The 21,543-nt window shown below is 57.5% G+C and carries 15 protein-coding genes; 7 read left to right on the forward strand and 8 right to left on the reverse strand.

Annotation, left to right across the window (positions count from 1 at the left end):
• Positions 1-123: 123 nt before the first annotated feature.
• Positions 124-480, reverse strand: a complete 357-nt coding sequence (locus AC2FH6_RS18100) for a hypothetical protein (RefSeq protein WP_496701077.1) — start codon at positions 478-480, stop codon at positions 124-126.
• A 174-nt stretch (positions 481-654) separates the two neighbouring features.
• Between AC2FH6_RS18100 and AC2FH6_RS18105 the strand changes: the two genes are divergently transcribed.
• From AC2FH6_RS18105 to AC2FH6_RS18115, 3 genes are all read left to right on the forward strand, one after another.
• On the forward strand, positions 655-1,488 hold the full coding sequence (locus AC2FH6_RS18105; protein ID WP_496703819.1) for a bifunctional allantoicase/(S)-ureidoglycine aminohydrolase: 834 nt from the start codon (positions 655-657) through the stop codon (positions 1,486-1,488).
• A gap of 81 nt (positions 1,489-1,569) precedes the next feature.
• Positions 1,570-1,890, forward strand: coding sequence for a hypothetical protein (locus AC2FH6_RS18110; RefSeq protein ID WP_142640120.1), 321 nt, complete (start codon positions 1,570-1,572; stop codon positions 1,888-1,890).
• 54 nt (positions 1,891-1,944) lie between these two features.
• On the forward strand, positions 1,945-2,931 hold the full coding sequence (locus AC2FH6_RS18115) for a type I glyceraldehyde-3-phosphate dehydrogenase (RefSeq protein ID WP_496703820.1): 987 nt from the start codon (positions 1,945-1,947) through the stop codon (positions 2,929-2,931).
• A gap of 40 nt (positions 2,932-2,971) precedes the next feature.
• On the opposite strand, the gene AC2FH6_RS18120 is transcribed toward AC2FH6_RS18115, so the two are convergent.
• The 3 genes from AC2FH6_RS18120 to puuE all read right to left on the reverse strand — a co-directional run bounded on the left by AC2FH6_RS18120 (position 2,972) and on the right by puuE (position 6,360).
• Positions 2,972-4,399 (reverse strand): nucleobase:cation symporter-2 family protein, encoded by a 1,428-nt coding sequence (locus AC2FH6_RS18120; protein ID WP_142640116.1) that lies wholly within the window; start codon positions 4,397-4,399, stop codon positions 2,972-2,974.
• A gap of 63 nt (positions 4,400-4,462) precedes the next feature.
• The gene (locus tag AC2FH6_RS18125; RefSeq protein ID WP_496703821.1) at positions 4,463-4,945 is read right to left on the reverse strand and encodes an ureidoglycolate lyase; all 483 of its coding nucleotides are present in this window, start codon (positions 4,943-4,945) and stop codon (positions 4,463-4,465) included.
• Positions 4,942-6,360, reverse strand: coding sequence for an allantoinase PuuE (gene puuE, locus AC2FH6_RS18130; protein WP_496703822.1), 1,419 nt, complete (start codon positions 6,358-6,360; stop codon positions 4,942-4,944). The genes AC2FH6_RS18125 and puuE overlap by 4 nt, the downstream gene beginning before the upstream one ends.
• Positions 6,361-6,569: 209 nt before the next feature.
• Here puuE and uraH point away from each other — a divergent pair, with 209 nt between their 5' ends.
• Positions 6,570-6,926, forward strand: a complete 357-nt coding sequence (gene uraH / locus AC2FH6_RS18135) for a hydroxyisourate hydrolase (protein WP_496703823.1) — start codon at positions 6,570-6,572, stop codon at positions 6,924-6,926.
• Positions 6,927-7,067: 141 nt separating this feature from the next.
• Here the strand turns inward: uraH and AC2FH6_RS18140 are convergent, their stop codons facing one another.
• Positions 7,068-7,988: a LysR family transcriptional regulator gene (locus tag AC2FH6_RS18140; RefSeq protein ID WP_281973831.1), complete on the reverse strand. Its 921-nt coding sequence runs from the start codon at positions 7,986-7,988 to the stop codon at positions 7,068-7,070.
• A 96-nt stretch (positions 7,989-8,084) separates the two neighbouring features.
• On the opposite strand from AC2FH6_RS18140, the gene AC2FH6_RS18145 reads away from it, so the two are divergent.
• The 3 genes from AC2FH6_RS18145 to AC2FH6_RS18155 all read left to right on the forward strand — a co-directional run bounded on the left by AC2FH6_RS18145 (position 8,085) and on the right by AC2FH6_RS18155 (position 15,340).
• Positions 8,085-9,308: a urate hydroxylase PuuD gene (locus AC2FH6_RS18145; protein WP_496692314.1), complete on the forward strand. Its 1,224-nt coding sequence runs from the start codon at positions 8,085-8,087 to the stop codon at positions 9,306-9,308.
• Between the two features lie 156 nt (positions 9,309-9,464).
• Entirely contained in the window at positions 9,465-11,270 is a 1,806-nt protein-coding gene (locus AC2FH6_RS18150; RefSeq protein ID WP_496692313.1) for an autotransporter assembly complex protein TamA, read from the forward strand.
• Positions 11,267-15,340, forward strand: a complete 4,074-nt coding sequence (locus tag AC2FH6_RS18155) for a translocation/assembly module TamB domain-containing protein (RefSeq protein WP_496703824.1) — start codon at positions 11,267-11,269, stop codon at positions 15,338-15,340. The genes AC2FH6_RS18150 and AC2FH6_RS18155 overlap by 4 nt, the downstream gene beginning before the upstream one ends.
• A 457-nt stretch (positions 15,341-15,797) precedes the next feature.
• On the opposite strand, the gene AC2FH6_RS18160 is transcribed toward AC2FH6_RS18155, so the two are convergent.
• From AC2FH6_RS18160 to AC2FH6_RS18170, 3 genes are all read right to left on the reverse strand, one after another.
• Positions 15,798-16,730: a LytTR family DNA-binding domain-containing protein gene (locus AC2FH6_RS18160; RefSeq protein WP_142640101.1), complete on the reverse strand. Its 933-nt coding sequence runs from the start codon at positions 16,728-16,730 to the stop codon at positions 15,798-15,800.
• A 312-nt stretch (positions 16,731-17,042) separates the two neighbouring features.
• A complete protein-coding gene (fdhF, locus tag AC2FH6_RS18165) occupies positions 17,043-19,826 on the reverse strand; it encodes a formate dehydrogenase subunit alpha (RefSeq protein WP_496701090.1) in 2,784 nt (927 codons plus the stop codon).
• A gap of 13 nt (positions 19,827-19,839) precedes the next feature.
• The gene (locus AC2FH6_RS18170; protein WP_496703825.1) at positions 19,840-21,543 is read right to left on the reverse strand and encodes an NAD(P)H-dependent oxidoreductase subunit E; all 1,704 of its coding nucleotides are present in this window, start codon (positions 21,541-21,543) and stop codon (positions 19,840-19,842) included.

Below are 21,543 nucleotides of genomic sequence, written 5' to 3' on the forward strand. Positions count from 1 at the left end.
TGATGTCCAGTTGGGTGACGGGACGTCACCCACCCCATATGAGATTAAACGGGTGCAGTAGCCGGAGACTGGCGACCGTATAGCCGTCAATAACCTGCGTCGCGCGCGGGTATAGCAACCCAATTAGGGTGTGAAAATCCAGTTACCATTGGCATCCTGGCACCTGCGGGTTCTGATCTCACGGGTCTGCTCGGCACTCGGAGGTCGGATAAAATGCTGCAGATGCACGCAATTATCGCGGACCTCGCGCACACGGACGGTGCCCTTGGCCCCGGTCTCGGTGCTGATCCATTCACTTTCGGCACCAACCTGCGGCAAACCACTGCCCAGCATGGTGTCTGTGGTTGCACTCAGCAATGTGAAATCATCCGGGCTCAACCCCGACTCTGCGATGATGCGAGACAGCGGTTTCGCGCTGCCGGCAACACCAATGCTCAGCACCAGAACACCTGCAACTAATAGTGATCCCCAAATTCTCATACCGCCTCGCAATTCTGCAACCAATTTACATTCAAGGATATACCCGGGAAGGCACAGGGCCAAGCCCTAGTCTGCAACCTTCAAATTATCCCGAAGAAACCTATTGCAACTCTGACGCTAGGCCATGCCGAGCGTCCCTCGCATAGTGCACGAAACACGAACCAGAGGCATTTGATGGCACACCCGACTTATTATGCGCCCCATGGCGGACACCCCGGACAGGACACCCTGTTAACAGATCGCGCCATGTTCACCGAGGCCTATGCCGTTATACCCAAGGGTACGATGCGCGACATCGTCACCAGCTATTTGCCCTTCTGGGAAAACACCCGCCTGTGGGTTTTGGCACGCCCCCTTAGCGGGTTCGCCGAAACCTTTTCGCAATACATCATGGAGGTCCAACCCGGTGGCGGTAGCGATACGCCCGAAACGGACCCCGCAGCGCAGGCGGTGTTGTTCGTTGTCGAAGGGGCGGTCACATTGACGCTTGAGGGAAGTGTTCACGTTTTGGAAACTGGTGGATATGCCTATATCCCCGCTGGTTCCAAATGGGCGTTGCGCAACCATACGGAGCAGCCAACGCGGTTTCATTGGGTTCGAAAGGCTTATGAGGCAGTGCCCGGCCTGCCCAAGCCGGACCCGATCATCACCAATGAGCAAGAGGTCGCCCCGATCGAAATGCCGGGTACCGAGGGTCGCTGGGCCACAACACGTTTCGCGGATCCGCAGGACCTGCGCCACGATATGCATGTGAACATCGTGACTTTCGAACCGGGTGGCGTGATCCCGTTTGCCGAAACCCATGTCATGGAACACGGGCTGTATGTGCTGGAAGGCAAAGCCGTTTACCGGCTGAATCAGGACTGGGTCGAGGTCGAAGCCGGAGACTTTATGTGGCTGCGCGCCTTTTGCCCTCAGGCGTGCTATGCGGGCGGTCCCGGGCGGTTCCGGTATCTGCTGTACAAAGATGTGAACCGCCAGATGCCTCTTTCACCAGGCGGGCGCTAGGATAAATTCGGCCTTGGCGGAACTCGGCAAGCGCGGTAATCTGATGGAATAACAAACGGTTTTAGTTCAGGAGATTGTACGATGGCACTGCGCAATGTAACGCTGGCACTGGCGGCTGCAATCGGCCTGACGGCCCTGGATGTGACCCCTGCAACCGCCAAAGAGACGAATACCGTCAACGTCATGAGCCGTACCTGGGCCATTACCCAGGTTTCGGAAGCTCCGGTCGTATACCGTGCCACACGTGATAACAACAATCTCAACCCATTCGGCCCCCCGCCCCGGCTGCGCACTATTCAGGCCATCGCGGCGATTCAGCAGGCAACCGGGTGCAAGCCGATTGTGGCCAGCATGTACCAGAACATCTCGGGCCAGTTCTTTTCACAGGTCAGCTGTAACTGACCCGGACAGGAAACTGGCATTGAGGTTAATTCAAGCCACTGCCATAGCTTGCGCATGAAACTCGCAATTAACGGATTCGGCCGCATCGGCCGCACGATTTTGCGGCAGCTTCTGGCCATGCCGCTCGGTCACGACATCGAACTGGTGCTGATCAACGACATCGCACCGCTAGAGACCTGCGCCTATCTGTTCAAGTACGACAGCACTTTCGGGCCCTATCCGGGCAAAGTGGAACAGGGAACTGCACAACTGGTTGTCGATGGGCACGCTATTCCTGTTACACACAGCCCCAACCTCAGCCGGGTTGATCTGTCCGGTGTAGATGTCCTGATGGACTGCACCGGCGTTGCCCGGACATCGGATGTTGCTAGTCAGGGCCTGACCGCAGGGGCAAGGAAAGTACTGATTTCCGGCCCATCGCCTGCGACCGAGGCCACAATCGTTCTGGGTGCAAATGAGGATCAGCTGGGCAATGCGCGGATCGTGTCAAATGCCTCTTGCACCACCAACGGGCTGGCTCCGCTGGTCAAGGTTCTGGACGGGATCGCTGGTGTCGCGTCGGGCCATATGACCACCATCCACTGCTACACCAACAGCCAGCCGATGATCGACGCTCCGCGTGGTGATCTGGCACGGTCACGCGCCGGAGCGCTGTCGATGGTCCCTACCACCACCAGCGCTATGCACCTGATAGACGAAGTCCTGCCCCATCTGGCCGGGCGCATCTCGGGCGCGGCAGTCAGGGTGCCGACCGCAAGCGTCTCGGCAATCGATCTGATCGTGACATTGGAACGCGGGATGAGTGCCGAGGGTTTTGAAACCGCCCTGCGTGCAGCCGTTGCAGAGTCTCCCGTTCTGGGTTGGACGGATGAGCCGCTTGTGTCATCCGATTTGCGGACGCGGCCGGAATCTCTGATCATTGCAGGGCCAGAAACCCGGCAGATCGGGGAAACTCAGGTTCGTGTTTTTGGCTGGTATGACAATGAATGGGGGTTTTCAGCCCGCATGCTGGATGTCGCTCGTATGATGGCCGACACATAGGCGGATCGCGACCTAACGCGATCCGCCGGTTTTCTTTCCGTTACTTGCCGGGAAGGCTGCCCGACCCGTGCCCCGACATGCCGCCCGAAACCTCTTCGGTTGCCTCATCGGCCAACTCATCCGGCAGGATCAGATTCAGCACGATGGCGATCAGAGCCGCAGGCAGCAGCCCGCTTTTCATCAGGATGCCCAGAGTATCGGGCAAGTGTTGCACCGCACCCGGCTCGAGCTGCAGGCCGAACCCGATTGACAGCGCGATGGCAAAGATCACCATGTTGCGCCGATTCCAGTCCACATCGGACAACATCGAAACACCCGCGGCGACAACCATCCCGAACATGACGATGACGCCACCGCCCAGTACTTCGATCGGAACGGTGCGAATGATAGCGCCAACCTTGGGCACCAGGCCGCACAGGATCAGAAACAAGGCGCCGATGGTGACGACATTTCGGCTCATGACGCCGGTCATTGCGATCAGCCCGACATTCTGGCTGAACGACGTGTTGGGTAAGCCGCCGAACACGCCCGCCAGGGCCGAACCGAAGCCGTCAGCATAGGTTGCACCGGTGATTTCCTTGTCCGTGGCTTCGCGCCCGGCTCCGCCTTTGGTCACACCCGACACATCCCCCACCGTCTCAACTGCCGAAACAAAGGCCATCAGACAGAACCCGATTATGGCGGCGAATGAGAACTCGAACCCATACTTGAAGGGCACAGGCAGGGCGAAAGTTGCAGCGCGGCTCCAGCTTGTTCCGATTGCCTCAAACGTGATCATGCCAACCATCAGGGCATAGACATACCCAACCGCAAGACCAATCAGAACGGCAGAAACCGAAAGCATTCCGCGGGTAAAGAACTTCAGCCCCAGCGTTACCACAACCACGACCAAAGCAGCCGACCAGTTCAGCGCCGAGCCGTATTCAGGCGTTCCAATGGCCGGAACCCCTCCGGCGGCGTATTGAATGCCGACCTTGACCAACGCCAGACCAATCATCGTCACCACAAGGCCTGTGACCAGAGGTGGCAAGGCAAAACGGATCTTGCCAATCACCGTGCCCAGCAGGGCATGGAACACCCCACCGATAATGACACCGCCAAACAATGCGGCCAGACCATCGACGCCTTTGCCAGCAACCAGCGGGATCATGATCGGCAGAAACGCAAAGCTGGTGCCCTGAACAATAGGCAAAGCCGCTCCTACCGGGCCAATCGTCACCGTTTGCAGCAAGGTCGCGACGCCGGCAAACAGCATCGACATCTGGATCAGGTACAGCAGTTCGGGAAAATCGGGGGAGTTCGAACCGAACCCGAACCCGGCGGCCCCTGCAACGATGATCGCAGGCGTCACGTTCGAAACGAACATCGCCAGAACATGTTGAATGCCCAGCGGAACTGCCTTGTGCAGCGCCGGGGTATAATTTGGATCCCGAAGTTGTTCGGGTGTCCCTATTGAAGTGTCAGCCATGAGTTACAGTCCTCTCTGTCAGATTCACGGGGGTCTTACCGCTTATGCTGCGGCTTCATTTGGCTACGACACCACCTGATAAGGGGTATCGAACCAGTATTCTTCCAGGTTGGGCCCATCGCCGATCCGATCAACAACGGCGAACAATCCAGGGCCATGCAACGGTGTCAAAACGCCGTGCCAAGTCCCACGATGGTAATTCACCGCCTGACCGGGCCGGGTGACAAAGGCACACGGCTCGCCCGGCTGCCCGTCAACATCTCGTGCTACAATGACCAGAAAGGGTTGATGGGTCATGGGCACAAAGGCCTGACTGCCATCAGGATGCCGTTCAACCATATCCAAATGGTACGGCAGGGTTCGGGGGTTGGCGTTAAACAGGCTGATCCCGGCGCGGCCGCCTGAAAATTCAAGAGCCGCCCGGTCATGAAACCGCCCGCACTGGCCCTGGTTGATGATCTTGTCCGGGTCGCCCGATGCCTCGATCACATCTCCGAACGGGGCAAAAGCGTCAGGCGTTAAAGGAACAGTCCGGATCTGTTTCATGAAGGCAGCACATCCCTCAGGCGGAATTCGGCAATACGCTCGACCTGTCGGCAGGCCTCGGCGAATTCTGTGTCCCGGTCCTGATCTATCCGCCGCTGAAACGCCTGCTGGATAGAGGCTTTGTCATGATCACGCACAGCGATAATGAAGGGAAATCCGAACTTGTCGGTATAGCGCCTATTCAGATCGGTGAAGGCATCGCGTTCGGCATCCGTCAACGCATCCAGCCCCGCCGAGGATTGTTCCGCCGTGCTTTCCTGCGTCAGTCGCTTGGCCTGTGCCAGCTTGCCTGCCAGATCCGGGTGCGCGGTCAGCACGCCCAACCGCTCCTCATCAGAGGCCGAACGGAACATGCGCGTCAGTGCGTTGTGCAACCCGCCGGCAGTATCGTGAGCCGCGCCGAGTTCCAGCCCATGGGCGCGCTCTGCAATCCACGCCGAATGTTCGAAGATCCCGCCATAAGCGGCTACGAAAGCGTCCCGCGCCATTTCTGACGGCTTTGGACCTGATACAGGCGGGTGCTGCGCTGCCCAATGCTGGGCGATCTCCAGACGGGTCGCGAACCAGACATCCGAGTGCCCACGCGCATAATCCAGAAACCGCTTCAGCGCCATGACCCGACCTGGACGACCGATCAGGCGGCAATGCAGACCAATCGACAACATCTTGGGCGCACCGGCTTCACCCTCGGAATAAAGCGCGTCGAAACTGTCTTTGAGATAGGAATAGAACTGATCGCCCGAATTGAAACCTTGCGGCGTTGCAAAGCGCATATCGTTACAATCGAGCGTATATGGTACGATCAACTGGTCCCGGCCAGAGACCTGCATCCAATAGGGCAGATCATCCGCATAGGTGTCCGCCACATAGGCAAAGCCCCCCTCTTCGGCCACCAGACGCACGGTGTTCTCGGAACACCGGCCGGTATACCAACCATAGGGACGTTCCCCCACGACCTCGGTATGCAGGCGGATAGCCTCTTCTATTTGAGCGCGCTCTTCCGCCTCAGACATATCCTTGTGTTCGACCCATTTCAGGCCGTGACTTGCGATCTCCCAACCTGCGTCTTTCATGGCGGCAACCTGATCGGGCGACCGTGCCAGCGCCGACGCAACACCGTAAACGGTTATGGGCAAGTCCTTCATCAAGCGGTGCAGACGCCAGAACCCTGCCCGCGACCCATATTCATAGATCGATTCCATGTTCCAATGACGCTGGTCTGGCCATTGCGCTGCGCCGACAATCTCGGACAGAAAGGCCTCGGACGCGGCATCACCGTGAAGCACGCAGTTCTCGCCACCCTCTTCGTAGTTCAGCACAATCTGAACGGCCAGATTTGCTCCGCCAGGCCACTGGGCGTTTGGCGGGTTGGCTCCGTATCCGATCATGTCACGGGGATAGCGAGGGGGCTGCATGAATGTTCCGTCTCAGTTGTGTTACACTACCTACGCTTTACCGCAGAATTGGATGCAGTATTATCAAATCAATCCGAACGCTGTTTCCTTTTCTTTCGGCATTCCCAAAGTCTCGGGTTTCGCCCCAGACTGCGTCAATCAATGCTCGATTGCAGTTTGCGGTTTTCAACAGCCACTCGTTGCGGTGATCGGAATATGAGGAGAAACGCGTGGCAGGATATCTGACAACCCATGTTCTGGACACCGCCAAAGGCTGTCCCGCAGAGGGGCTGAAAATTGCTCTGTACGCGATTACCCAGGACGGACGCCACAAACTGGCTGAGATGCTGACCAATGCAGACGGGCGAACAGACAGCCCAATACTACCGCAAGCAAACTTTGAAACCGGGGAATACGAGCTTGTTTTCAGCGCGGGTGACTATCTGCGCGCCTCTGGCCAGGCGGATGACGAACTGCTGTTCCTGGATGAGATTCCAATCAGGTTTGGTATGTCTGAAGCAGACGCCCACTATCATGTGCCGCTCTTGCTATCGCCATACAGCTACTCCACGTATCGCGGCAGCTAACAGACCGGGCGAACCTTCCGACCGTCGATCGCCCCTGCCGGACCTCCTCCTGTTGAGCCGGGCGCCGCACCCGTTGGGCGCGGTGCGGATAATGACGGATACAGCTCTTCGAGAAAATTTACGCGCGGCCGGGAGCCTTTGCTAACCGTTGATGTCCGAGTTTTGCACAACCTTGCCAATTCGCGCGATCATGAAATCCATGAACAAACGCGCCTTGGGATCCTGGTGACGTCGATGGGTATAGAGACACGCCATCTGAACAGAGACAGGAGGTGTCTCCTTTGCAACCACCACAAGACGTCCAGCCTTGAGATGTTCCGCTGCCTCAAACACAGGTTTCATCGCGATCCCCTGCCCTGACAACGCCCAATCGGTCAAAACATCTCCGTCATCGCATTCAAACCGGCCCGACACGGCATAACGTCTTGGCCCGTCTGGAGTTTCCAGCATCCACTGAAACTCTGCGGCGCCGGGATACCGCAGGTTAAGACACTCGTGCTTGTCGGACACAAGATCGGCTCCGTTTTGCGGCATCCCCCTGCGTTTTACATAGTCCGGTGCGGCACACAGAACCCGCGCGCAATCCGCGATCTTGCGAATACGCAGGGTGCTGTCCTCGGGCTGACCAATGAAAAAGGCCAGATCCAATCCTTCGGTCGTCAGGTCCACTGACCTGTCGGTCAGGCGCAATCGCACATCAATTTCGGGGTATTCCGAGAGAAAATCCGGCACATGTGGGGCTAATAACCTGCGCCCGACGCCCAAGGGCGCGGCTACGAATAGTGACCCGCGGGGGGCTTCGGTCAGGTGAACAACCTGCGCCTCGGCTTCATCTACGGCATCCAGGACCGCAACCGCTCCGGGGTAAAACGCACGTCCCTGCTCGGTCGGGCTTAGGTTACGTGTAGTCCGCTGAAACAGACGCACGCCCAAATGATCCTCAAGCTGTGATATTCGCGCCGAAGTCACCGCCGGTGAAACACGCAAATCCCTCCCGGCAGCAGACATGCTGCCCAGATCATAGACACGAACGAAGGTGCGAATATTGTCGAGATAGGACATCTTATCGTTTTTTTTGATACAGTTTGACAATATACGGGAATACCGAAGAAAAGCCAGTTTGCCTAGGGTGACTATAACCTACTGGAGAGAACTCTCATGTTTGAATTCGCCGTGTTCTGGGATTGGATGGCATTTGCTGTGCGCTGGCTGCACGTAATCACTGCTATCGCCTGGATCGGATCATCCTTTTACTTCATCGCTCTGGACCTTGGCCTGAATCGGGATATCCCCGGCCCCGCCGACGGGGAAGAATGGCAGGTACATGGCGGCGGCTTTTACCATATTCAGAAATACCTCGTCGCACCCGAGCGGATGCCGGATCATCTGACCTGGTTCAAATGGGAAAGCTATGCCACCTGGCTTAGCGGAGCTGCGCTGTTGATGATCGTCTACTGGGTTGGTGGAGAGCTTTATCTGATTGATGCGCAAAAGGCCGATCTGGCGCTGTGGCAGGGCATTCTGATCTCGGCGGCCTCGCTGACTATGGGCTGGCTGATCTACGACTTCCTGTGCAAATCCGGTCTGGGTGAGCGCCCAACATTACTGATGGTGCTGCTGTTTGTCCTGCTGGTGGTGATGGGCTGGGGGTACAACCAGATATTCACCGGGCGCGCGATGATGCTGCATCTGGGCGCATTCACCGCCACGATCATGACAGCGAATGTATTCTTCATCATCATGCCGAACCAGCGCATCGTCGTAGACGACCTCAAGAATGGCCGCACCCCGGACCCGAAATACGGCAAGATCGCCAAGTTGCGTTCGACTCATAACAACTATCTGACCTTGCCTGTGGTTTTCCTGATGCTTTCGAACCACTACCCGCTGGCCTTTGCCACCCAATACAACTGGATCATTGCGGCGCTGGTATTTCTGATGGGTGTCACAATCCGTCACTACTTCAATACACGCCACGCCCGCGCCGGTGATCCGACCTGGACCTGGCTGGTGACCGCTCTGCTATTCATCGCCATCATGTGGCTGTCCACGGCGCCTATGTACAAACCTCTGGAGGAGGCCGAGGCGCAGCCGCTCACCGCATTTGAACAGAAATACGCAGCAGCAGACGGGTTCGAACAGGCACATGATGTCGTTCTGGGGCGCTGTTCCATGTGCCATGCGCGCGAACCGGTTTGGGACGGCATCCTGTGGGCGCCAAAGGGCATTCTTCTGGAAACCCAAGGTGACATCGCCCGCAATGCGAAACAGATTTACCTGCAGGCCGGCGTCAGTCACGCCATGCCACCCGCAAATGTCACCTATATGGAACCGGAAGATCGCGCGGCGATCATTCGCTGGTTCCGCAATGCTGGCCTTTGAACTGGCACTGAGCCATCACTTGTTCCGCTAATTTTCTTGGCCAAACGATAAACGCTTCCCCTACACGATTACAGATGTTCTAACTATCCTTAAGGGGCCGCCACATCCGAAAAGGCGCCGAAATTAATTTCTAGTTGGGGCAGCTGGAGCCAATAGATGCAGCGAATAAGACAATGCAGCTTTGTGAGAAATTGTCTGTTCGGAATAGTCGTCGCCACATTACCCACATCGCTGGCCGCATTGGAAACCGTCCTCACGGCACCGGGCGCTCCGAAAGCGCTGGTTGAACGGATCGAAGATACCGCATCGGTGACAACCGCAGAATCCCGCGGGCTGGACACACCGCTTGAACTTTTGTCAGCGGCCCTGTCGGACTATACCACCATTGTTCAGATCCTTTATGACGAAGGCTATTTCAGTCCCGTCGTCAGCATTAAACTGGACGGGAAAGAGGCGGCGGAACTCAGCTCACTCAACGTGCCCAATCAGATCAACAAAATCGTGATTGCTGTTAAAACCGGCCCAACCTTCACATTTGGCCAGGCGGTGGTCCGGCCGATCGCGACCGAAACGGTTCTTCCCGAAGACTATGCGACGGGCAAACTGGCCACCACCGGCGCCATTCAGCAAGCCGCGTCAGCAGGCGTGCAGGGATGGCGTGACGCTGGTCATGCCAAGGCCGAGGTCAGCGGCCAGAAAGTCATTGCCCGCCACGCCCAGGCAAAGCTGGATTCCCGCATTGACCTCGCCCCGGGACCGCGTCTGAGCTTTGGAAAAATGTACATCAAAGGCGACAGCGATGTTCGCCACAGGTCCGTCGAACAAATCGCCGGCTTCCCAACCGGAGAGGTGTATTCCCCCCAGCAGGTGCAAAAGGTCGGAACCCGGCTTCGCCGCACCGGCACGTTTAATATTGTCTCGATCGAAGAGCACGACACTCCCAACCCTGATGGCTCCCTGGATTTCGATGTCTATCTTGAAGACATGCCCAAACGCCGCCTGACCTTTGGTTTGGAAGTGGCCTCGCGCGATGGGATGGAGCTGTCGACAACCTGGACGCATCGCAACGTGTTCCGCCGCGCCCAACGCCTGCGGTTTGAGGCATCGTTGCGCAATATTGGCGGGGCCGAGGATCTGGACGGGCGCATCGGGCTGCGGCTGGATCAGCCCGACCGGCTGGGCCCCGATGACAGCACGTTCTGGAGCGCCCTTCTGGAACGTCGCAACACCGACAATTACAACGTGACGGTGACGTCTCTGGCCTATGGTGCAAGACGCACATTTTCAGACCGCCTATACGCCGAAGCATCCGCCGGGTTTCAGTGGTCGGATGCAGATGACGCCTATGGCGACGGGCGTAAGTTCCGCTATTTTATCATGCCGTTCCGATCAGAATGGGATGAAAGGGACAGCAAGGTCAGCGCCACCAATGGCTATTACCTGGATGCCCGTGTGATGCCATTTGTCGGCCTGTCCGACACAGAAACAGGCCTCAGGATGTTTGCGGACGCGCGTGCCTATACCAGTCTGCGGACGCAAGGTCGTCTCGTGCTGGCAGGACGGGTCCAGATTGGGTCAATTGTAGGACCCGCCTTGGACGGGGTCACACCCGATTTCCTGTTCTTTTCGGGCGGTGCGGGCACTGTGCGCGGTCAGCCCTATGAAAGCCTCGGCATCCCTGTTGGCAATGAGGTTGCTGGCGGCAAGTCTTTCCTCGGGCTGTCCGGCGAAGTTCGCGGCAAGATCACCGAGACAATATCGCTGGTCGGGTTTTATGATTATGGTGTTGTCGACACGTCCTCTTTTGTCAGCAGCGCCGCTGAGAGCCATTCCGGCGCCGGGCTTGGGATCAGATACGACCTTGGCGGCTTTGGCCCGCTTCGTCTGGATCTGGCCCTTCCCGTTCAAGGCGACACCGGAGATGGTCTGCAGTTTTACATCGGAATTGGTCAGGCATTTTGACACATCGTTTCTCATATCCAGTTTTGGCGGCTGTTCTGCTGTGGGTGCCCTACCCCGTTTTGGCGCAGGACGAAGGCGGCAGTATGCTAGAGCAGTTTCTGCAGGATACCCTGTCCGGTGATGATCAGAACGTAACCGTCAAAGGCTTGCAAGGCGCCCTCAGCGCACGGGCCACAATCGCAGAGATCACGGTATCGGATGATGAGGGCGTCTGGCTGACCATCAAAGATGCCGAACTGGATTGGAACAGACTGGCCCTGATACGGGGGCGGTTCTCGGTCAATGCGCTGACAGCGCAAGAGATCGACGTAGCCCGTGCGCCGGGCACCACAACCAAAGATGCCCCTCCTCCTTCTGCGGAAACCCAGACATTCCAGCTGCCCGAGCTGCCTGTCGCAGTTGAAATCGGCGAAATCCGCGTGGATCAGTTGTCGCTGGGGCAGCCGCTGATTGGGGTGGCCGCCGACTTATCCGTCACCGGAAATCTGTCGCTTGCTGATGGAACGCTGGACACCAATCTCGACGTGGTGCGGCTGGACCGTGCCGGAGATGAGATCACATTGACCGCCGGGTTCGACAACTCGACAAGCGAGATCAATCTGGACCTGAACGTGGCCGAGGCATCCGGCGGGCTTATTTCGACCGCTTTGAACATTCCCGACAGCCCAACGATCGAGCTGACGGCAAAAGGCGCCGGACCGCTGACGGATTTCACCGCCGATATCGGGCTGAGCAGTGACGGGCAGCAGCGTCTGGCCGGGCAGGTTCGGCTTGGTTCGACCCCTGACGACACTGCGGAAGGCATAGCATTTACCGCCGATCTGAACGGAGACCTGACACCTTTCGTCGGCCCTGCCATCGATCCGTTTTTCGGGACGGACTCGCGGCTGTTCGTGCAGGGTCAGACCCTGCCCGAAGGGGCGCTGGACCTGTCCGATCTTCAGCTTGCAACGCAGGCCCTGAACCTTGAGGGGAAGTTGGCCCTTGCCGAAGGTGGCACATTGCAGTTTGCCGCCTTGCAGGGACGCATTACCCCGCCGCAGGGACAGGCGGTCACGCTTCCGGTTGGCGGTGGTGACAAAACGATCAAGTCCGCGCAGATCTCGACCTTGTTTGATCAGAAGAACGGCAATCTCTGGGATCTTAGCCTGACAGCAGATAAGTTCAAATCCCCCCAGGCCGAACTTGAGAGCATGCAAATTATCGCGCAAGGCGTGCTCGATCAGACCCTTGGATTTACGGTGAACGGCGATCTGCAGGCCAGCGTCACTGGCATAGATCTGACCGATCCGAACCTGAACACAGCCGTCGGAGACCGCATCACGCTGGACGGGCAATTTGAGTTTGGCGATGACCAGTCGCTGACATTGTCCGGTTTCGAACTGGTCGGGTCGGATTACACTCTGGCCCTGGACACGCTGATTAGCGGATTAACCAGCGGATTGGCTGTTGATGGCAAAGCAACGCTGGACGCTACCGACCTGTCCCGGTTCTCTGGCCTTGCCCAGTTGGAACTGGCAGGGTCGGCGTCGGCAGAGGTTCAGGGCAAGGGCTCTCCGCTTGAGGGCAGCTTTGATGGCAAAATTGTTGTTCAGGGCAACAACCTGTCGACCGGTCGCGACGATATCGACCCCGTGATCGCAGGCCAGACCACCATCGCTCTGGATGCTCGCCGTGGGGCGGATGGAATATCCATACGCGAGTTCAAACTGAACAGTCAGGCCGCGCAGGCACAGGCAAGTGGCGAAGTGACCACGCCTGATGGCAATCTGACAATCGACGGTCAGGCCAGCCTCAACGCGCCCGACCTCTCGGTATTCTCCGGGCTGGCCCAGCGGCAGCTGGGCGGGTCGCTCAGCGCACAAATGGACGGCAAAGGCACCCTGCAGACGCAAGAGTTTGATGGCACGGCCAGCATTACGACGCAGGATCTGCAGACAGGTATGTCCGAAGTCGATCCTCTGCTGGCAGGCAAAACCGTGATCGCCTGGGATGGTGCGAAAACGGGAGACCTTATCGACATACGCAACGCCACGATCAACGGCCAGGCGCTGACCGCGCAGGTGAGCGCGTCGATTGATGACCCAACCGGGAATCTAGTTCTTGATGGTCAGGCACAGGTGACTGTCCCTGATCTTTCGCTATTTTCGGATCTCGCGGGCCGGGATCTTGCCGGGTCGGTTACCGCGGATATCAATGGCAACGGAGCTTTGTCCAGCCAGACCTTCGACATAGCCGGCGATGTCGATGCGCAGGACGTCCAGATTGGCATCAGTCTCGTCGACAAACTGATCGAAGGTCGAACGACGCTGCGTGTCGATGCCGAGAACAGTGATCAGGGTCTGAATGTCCAAAACTTCAAACTGCGGGGCACCGCCTTGACCGCAGACGCTTCGGGTCAGGTCAGCAAAGAGACCGGCGGGCTGAGCTATTCGGTAAAGCTGGACGATCTTGCGAGGATTTCCAAGACGTTGTCAGGACCACTCACATTGGAAGGCAACGCCGCGCCAACAGCTTCAGGCCTTGAAGGAAGAGTCAGCTTGCGTGGGCCGGACAGTTCATACGCGTCGCTGACGGGGTCTGTCGGCTCTGACGGATCGGCAGACTTGGACTTTGACGCCGAGCTAAACAAGGTCGAGCGTTTCGCCCCAGACTTTCCAGGTACAATCACCGCCAATGGGACCGCAAAGCGCAAGGCAGGCGTCTGGACCATCAACTCTTCGGCGCAGGGTCCGGCACAGATCACCGGCGAAATCTCGGGCACGTTCGATGAAACCACAGGAAACGCCGATCTGAATGCGCAAGGCGGGGTTAATATCGGTATCGCAAACCTGTTCATCACCCCCAACCAAATCGACGGGACTGCGCGGTACGACCTTAGCTTGAATGGCCAACCCTCGCTTGAGGCGCTCAGCGGGTCGATCACGACCTCTGGAACCTCGTTGGCGATACCGGGTGCCGGTCAGACCATTACCGGCATCAGCGGCGCGGTCGAGTTGGCCAACAACCGCGCCAACATCTCCCTAAATGGTGGAACCCGCGCCGGGGGTAATTTCACCGTCGCGGGCCCGATTGACCTGACGCCTCCGTTCAATGCGCAAATTACGACCACGCTCAATCGTCTCGTGCTGACGGATCAGCTTTTGTACGAGACGATCCTGAACGGGCAAATCGCAATGACCGGAGCTTTGGCGGGCAACAGCACAATAGTCGGGCAAATTACATTCGAGGAAACCAATATTAACCTCGCCGCCGCCTCGGGTGCGGTTGGCGCTGCGCCCATACCAGAGATCGAACATATCAACGAAAACGCGGCCAGCTATAGGACTCGGGAACGTGCCCGTTTGGTAAAACAGGACGATGCCACCCAAAGCGATTCCCGTATTGCGCTGGACATCGCTCTGCTCGCCCCCAAAGCCGTGTTTGTCCGAGGTCGAGGCGTGAATGCCGAACTCGGCGGACAGCTGTACATAGGCGGTACAACAACCTCGATCATTCCTTCGGGTCAGATCGCTCTAATCCGAGGCAATTTCGACATTCTGGGCCGCAGGCTGGCCCTGACAAAAGGTATCGTGACCCTACAAGGCGACTTGACACCCTATATCGAATTTGAATCCTCAAACAGCACCTCGGACGGGACCGCTACAATCGAAATCGCCGGGCCGCTGGACGCCCCCGAAGTCAACGTGTTCTCGGATCCGGAACGGCCAGCAGAAGAGGCGCTGGCCATGCTGTTGTTTGGCAATCGTTTCTCTGAGCTGTCGCCCTTTGTCATTGCCCAGATGGCGGCATCGCTGGCGCAGCTCAGCGGTGCAGGAGGAGATGCAACCAAGGGTCTGAGGGAGTCGACCGGTGTCGACACAGTCGATATCGGAGCAACGTCAAGCGGCGGAATTTTGGGCGCCGGGGCGTATCTGGGTGACAATCTCTATACCGACTTTAACGTGAACACCGAAGGAAATACCGAAGTGAACCTCAATCTGGACGTCACCGATAATATCACCATGCGCGGAACCGTTGACGGGCGGGGGGAAACGGGATTGGGTGTCTTTTTCGAGCGCGACTACTAATCCTGCGCGAAACTCTGCATCTGTGACAACAGTTTCGGGCCAAATCACAGGAAGGCAGGGAATTTCATTAACCCCTTAACTATCAACTTCTTAACATGACAGCGAATGCACAAGTCGCTCTATTCATTTCGTGCGACACGAATTTTCATTGCCATTCGTTTCGAATTTTTGACGTTTCGTACCAATTTCATTGCCAGGTCCGTGCCTATGCAGGAAAAGAAGGCAGCGCCTGGTTTTGCGGCGCCTTTATCGAGTGACGTGTTGACCAGTACGACCTGATTATAGAGGGGGAAAAACTCAAAATCGGGGAAAGCAAAAGATCAAAATTCAAGTCTTTTCATTACTAAAAATATTGAACTGTCCACCTTCCCATCCACTGCGTATTCTGTACCCAGTAGCGATGGGAAGGTGGATTATCTAAACGAACCGATAAGCCGGATGTTTCTGCCGAACGATGTCAGGTTTGTTGTGGTGAAGCTTTGACTGTTGCCGGGCTTTCCGCTGACGCCATCTCGGACAGCCAATCACGCACGGCGCCGTGCCGACTACGGGCGATAGCGATCTTTTTGCCGCAGCCCAGAACCAGATATCCGACTTCATTCAGGCTTTGAGCAATATCCACACACCGATTGGCAACCCAAAAGGACCGATGCACCTGTAGGCCATAGCATTCTGGCATTTGCGATAGGATGCCTTTGAACGTTGAACGCACCAGCACTTCTTTTTCATCTACACGCAGGGTGACATAGTGCTGCTGAGCCTGAACGAACAAAATGTCCTTGGCCAAAAAATTTTGCCCATTGGCGGACACTAAACCATTGGCCACAGGAACACGGGATTCCACTCTGCTATCCGGCTCGTCCTCGGGTTGCGGATCGCTGGCGCGCAGGCGGGCCAGATAAGGTGGAAAAACCCAAACGATTACGATCACTTCAATTCCAACGACGAGAAAGTACTGAGGCAGCAAAAGCGGCGAGTTTTCAAAGCTGAAAGACAGAAATGTACTGAAAACCATTGTCGTTGCGAATTGGGCAAACTGCATCGCCCCATACGCAATGGGAAAACATGTCAGCGGGGTGAAAAACCGTTTGATGCCCAGATATCGGCTGCAGAATGCTTCAAAAAGCAACATCAGCACCACCGAGCCCATATACCCCAGCAATCCGCACATCCAATAGATCGTGCGCCCCAGCCCGTTTAGCGGTTCAGCAAACAATGACGGCGTCGCACCAATGAGCAGCAGCATCAAAGCAGGCAGAAACATCAGGAAGTTTCTGGACAGGAAAAAACTAAGGACTTCGCTCAGGATCGCATCAACCGACATACCCGGCAATACGACAAACGAAAGCTTAGCCTGTTTCAAATCGTTATACACGTCTTGCGGTTTCATTCAGCCCTTGTTGCTCTGATCGCACTACTACCATCTATTTCGGCTTCGGCGCCTAGGCCCGACTGCTCACAGGTTCGGGCCCTGCGCAATCGGTTCCCCAATTTCGTTTCCAAACCCAATCAAGACCTAACCTGACGACCGCAAAATGGGCGCTTTGGTGGCGTTTTCTTAGGCTCAAAATTGCTGAAACCAGAGAAATATGGCGCAAATGGCGCAAAGCTGAGTGGGAAATGCCTATTTCCGCGTTGACGTCGCGGAAACCTAAAAGGGCGACCTCGCAAGGCCGCCCTCAAAAATTCTACTCCGACACTCTTACTCAGCCGCGATTGCGTCTTCGATCTTTTCTACGCGAATGGCCGAGAATTTGAACTCAGGAATTTTACCATAAGGGTCGATGGCCGAGTTGGTCAGGATATTCGCCGCCGCCTCAACATAGGCAAAGGGGATGAACACCATGTCCTCTGCAATCGCCCGGTCGGCACGCACCATGATCTCGATCGAGCCGCGACGGGTGGTCAGGCGAATGGTCTCGCCCGGTTCGATTCCCATCAGCTTTAGCTGACGTGGGTTCATCGAACAGTTGGCCTCTGGTTCAACCGCATCCAGCACCGTGGCCCGGCGGGTCATTGACCCTGTGTGCCAATGTTCAAGCTGACGACCCGTGGTGGCGATCATCGGATACTCCTCATCCGGCGCTTCATCCGGCTGGATCACACTGGCAGGAGTGAACTTGGCCCGCCCATCGGCACGAGGGAAGCCATCACCAAACACAATCGCTTGGCCCGGATCGGTCTCAGACAGCGACGGGTAGGTGATTGTTTCGGTCTCCAGCCGCTCCCAGGTGATGTTGTCGAGAGACTCCATCGTCAGCTTCATCTCGGCAAACACTTCGGAAACATCCGAATAAGACCAGTTCAGACCAATGCGCTGCGCAAGTTCGACGGTGATTTTCCAATCCTCGCGCGCCTCACCCGGAGGCGCCACAGCCGGACGCACTCGTTGTACCTGACGGTTGGTGTTCGACACGGTGCCGTTCTTTTCATACAGCGCCGAGGCAGGCAGGATGATGTCGGCGTAGTTCGCCGTTTCGGTCAGGAAGATGTCCTGCACAATCATCAACTCCAGCTTGGCCAGCGCGTCCCGCGCATGGCCTACATCGGGGTCGGACATGGCTGGGTTTTCACCCTGAATATACATGCCCTTGATATTGCCCGCATATGCTTGATCGATGATTTCAGTGACGGTCAGGCCTTTTTCGTTCGAGAAATCCTCAGATCCCCAGACCGAGGTGAACCTTGCCCGGATGTTGTCATCGGTCACCGTTTTGTAATCGGGCAGGAACATCGGGATCAGGCCCGCGTCCGACGCGCCCTGCACATTGTTCTGACCGCGCAGCGGGTGCAGGCCCGCGCCTGGTTTACCAACGTTGCCGGTCATCAACGCCAGCGAGATCAGGCAGCGCGAATTGTCGGTGCCGTGGATATGCTGACTGACACCCATACCCCAGAAAATAAGCCCGGCCTTGGCCTGTGCAAAGATGCGCGCCACGCGGCGCAGCTGATCAGGTTCGATACCGCAGATCGGCGCCATCGCTTCGGGGGTGAAGGCGCGCAGGTGCTCTTTTTCGGCTTCCCAGTTTTCGGTCCAGCGGTGGATGTACTGGCTGTCATAAAGCTCTTCTTCGACGATCACATTCATGATCGCATTCAGCATCGAGACATCAGCACCCGGACGGAATTGCAGCATTTCGTCCGCGAATTTGCGCATGCCGACGCCGCGCGGGTCCATCACGATCAGCTTGCCACCACGTTTGGTGAACTGCTTGAAATAGGTCGCCGCAACGGGATGGTTTTCGATCGGGTTAGCCCCGATGATGATCGCCACATCCGCGTTTTCGATCTCGTTAAACGTCGCGGTCACCGCGCCCGAGCCGACATTCTCGATCAGCGCCGCCACGGACGATGCATGGCACAGCCTTGTGCAGTGATCGACATTGTTGTGCTTGAAACCCTGACGGATGAATTTCTGGAACAGATAGGCCTCTTCGTTGGTGCATTTGGCCGAACCAAAGCCCGCAACATTGCGCGGGTCTTCGTCGCGCAGGGCTTTCAGCCTGGCGGCGGCCAGATCCATCGCCTCTTCCCAGCTCGCTTCGCGGAAATGGGTCGACAGATTCGACGGATCGACATTCAGCCCCTTCGCAGGCGCATCCTCTCGCCGGATCAGCGGTTTGGTCAGGCGGTGTGGGTGGTGGATGTAGTCAAAGCCAAAGCGGCCTTTCACGCACAAGCGGCCTTCGTTGGCCGGGCCGTTGATGCCTTCGACATACTTGACCTTGCCGTCCTTGACCTTCAGCGAGACCTTGCAGCCGACGCCGCAGAACGGGCAGACGCTTTCGGTCTCGGAATCATAATCCTTGCTGTCGCCCTGCTGCTTTTCGTCCAAAACAGTGGCTGGCATCAATGCACCGGTCGGACAGGCCTGAACGCATTCACCACAGGCCACACAAGTAGAATCGCCCATCGGGTCGTTCTGATCGAACACCACCTGCGCGGTGTGACCACGCCCGGCCATCCCGATCACATCATTTACCTGCACATCCCGGCAGGCGCGGACACAGAGGTTGCAGTTGATGCAAGCATCCAGATTAACCCGCATCGCGATATGGCTGTCATCCAGCAACGGGATTTTCCCAGGCTCTTTGGCCGGGAACCGGCTGTCGCTGACATCGTTCAGTTCGGCCATGTCCCAGAAATGGCTGGATTTGTCGTGGGCCACCTCGGGCTGATCGGCGACCAGCAATTCCATGACCATTGCGCGCGATTTCTCGGCACGGTCGCTGTCGGTTTTCACCACCATGCCGTCCGCCGCAGGGCGAATGCACGAAGCGACCAGCGTGCGCTCGCCCTCGACCTCGACCATGCAGGCGCGGCAGTTGCCGTCGGGTTTGTAACCCGGCTGGGGCTTGTGGCAGAGGTGCGGGATCGTGAACCCTTGCCCCTTGGCGGCTTCCCAGATGGTCCAGCCTTCGGGCACGGTGACGTCATTTCCGTTCAGGTTGAAGGTGACGGTCTTGGTTGGGCTTGCATCAAGCATGGCTCTGTCTCCCTCAGATTTCGTCAGCGAAATGTTTCATGACCAGGCGGATCGGGTTCGGGGCCGCCTGCCCCAGACCGCAGATCGAGGCATCGCCCATGACCTGACACAGGTCTTCCAGTAAATCCTGGTCCCACGTGTCAGCCTGCATCAGCTTAACCGCCTTTTCGCAGCCCGCCCGGCAGGGCGTGCATTGGCCACAGCTTTCATCCTCGAAAAACCGCAGCATATTCAGCGCCGCGTCGCGGGCAGTGTCCTGATCGGACAGCACCACCACGGCGGCCGACCCGATAAACGTACCCAGAGGTTGCAGCGTGTCGAAATCCAGCGGCACGTCGTCGATTGACGCAGGCAACAGGCCCGAAGACGGCCCGCCCGGTTGATAGGCTTTGAAAACGTGACCCTCGGCCATGCCACCAGCGGCCTCAATCACATCCAATATGGTCGATCCCGCAGGCAACAGATAGACGCCCGGCTGCGCCACCCGGCCCGAGACCGAATAGCTGCGCAGACCCGTGCGCCCATTCTTTTCCGTGCTGTTCAGCACTTGGGGCCCTTCGCGGCAGATTTTCGACACCCAATAGAGCGTCTCGACATTGTGCACCAAGGTCGGACGGTTAAAGACCCCAACCTGCGCCACAAACGGAGGCCGGTGACGCGGCAGGCCTTTCTTGCCTTCGATCGACTCGATCATCGCGGATTCTTCGCCGCAAATATAGGCACCGGCGCCCCGGCGCAGATCGATATATCCTTTTTCAACCAGGCCAGCCTGTTCCAGCGCGGCAATCTCGCGGCGTAGAATTTCCAGCACCGCCGGATATTCATCGCGCATATAGATAAAGCAGGTCTCGGCCTCTACCGCCCAGGCAGCTATTAGCATGCCTTCAAGGAAGACATGCGGCGTGCGTTCAAGGTAGTAGCGATCTTTGAACGTACCAGGCTCGCCTTCATCGCCATTCACGGCCAGATAACGGGTGCCTTCGTTCATGCGAACGAAGCCCCATTTCTTGCCGGACGGGAAGCCAGCTCCACCCAGACCGCGCAAGCCCGAGGACAGGATGTCTTCCTGTACTTTCTCCCAATCACCGCTCTCGCGCAGCTCTTTCAGCTTGGCATAGCCGCCGTTTGCTTCATATGCCGCAAAGGTTTCATAGGCGGGCAAATGGGCGTGGGTATCATCCGCAGCAATCGCCGCCTGCACCTTTTCAGGAGTGGCATAGTCGATATGGTTATGCCCGATTTCCAGCACCGGCGCAGTATCGCAACGACCCATGCAAGGCGCACGCAGGACACGGACGTTGGAAGGATCAAGACCGTCTTCCAACGCCTTTTGCAACTGCTGGGCACCGGCCATTTCGCAGGACAGGGAATCGCAGACGCGGATGGTCAGCGCGGGCGGCGGGGCTTCATCCTCTTTCACCACATCGAAATGGGCATAGAAGGTGGCGGTCTCATATATCTCGGCCTGACCAATCCGCATCTCGACTGCAAGCGCGGCAATGTGGTCAGCGCTGATATGGCCGTGTTCGTCCTGAACCAGATGCAGAAATTCGATCAAAAGGTCGCGACGGCGGGGGCGATCCCCCAGCAAGCGCGCAATCTCGGCCGCCGCCTCATCCGTGAACTGACGGCCTTTGGGCGTGTGCCGCCCCTTGCCTTTACCTGACTTCCAGACGCCCTTTGGCGCGCCTGATGGCTTGGTATCTAATGGTGCCAT

This window comes from Ruegeria sp. CDSC045, from assembly GCF_059610725.1.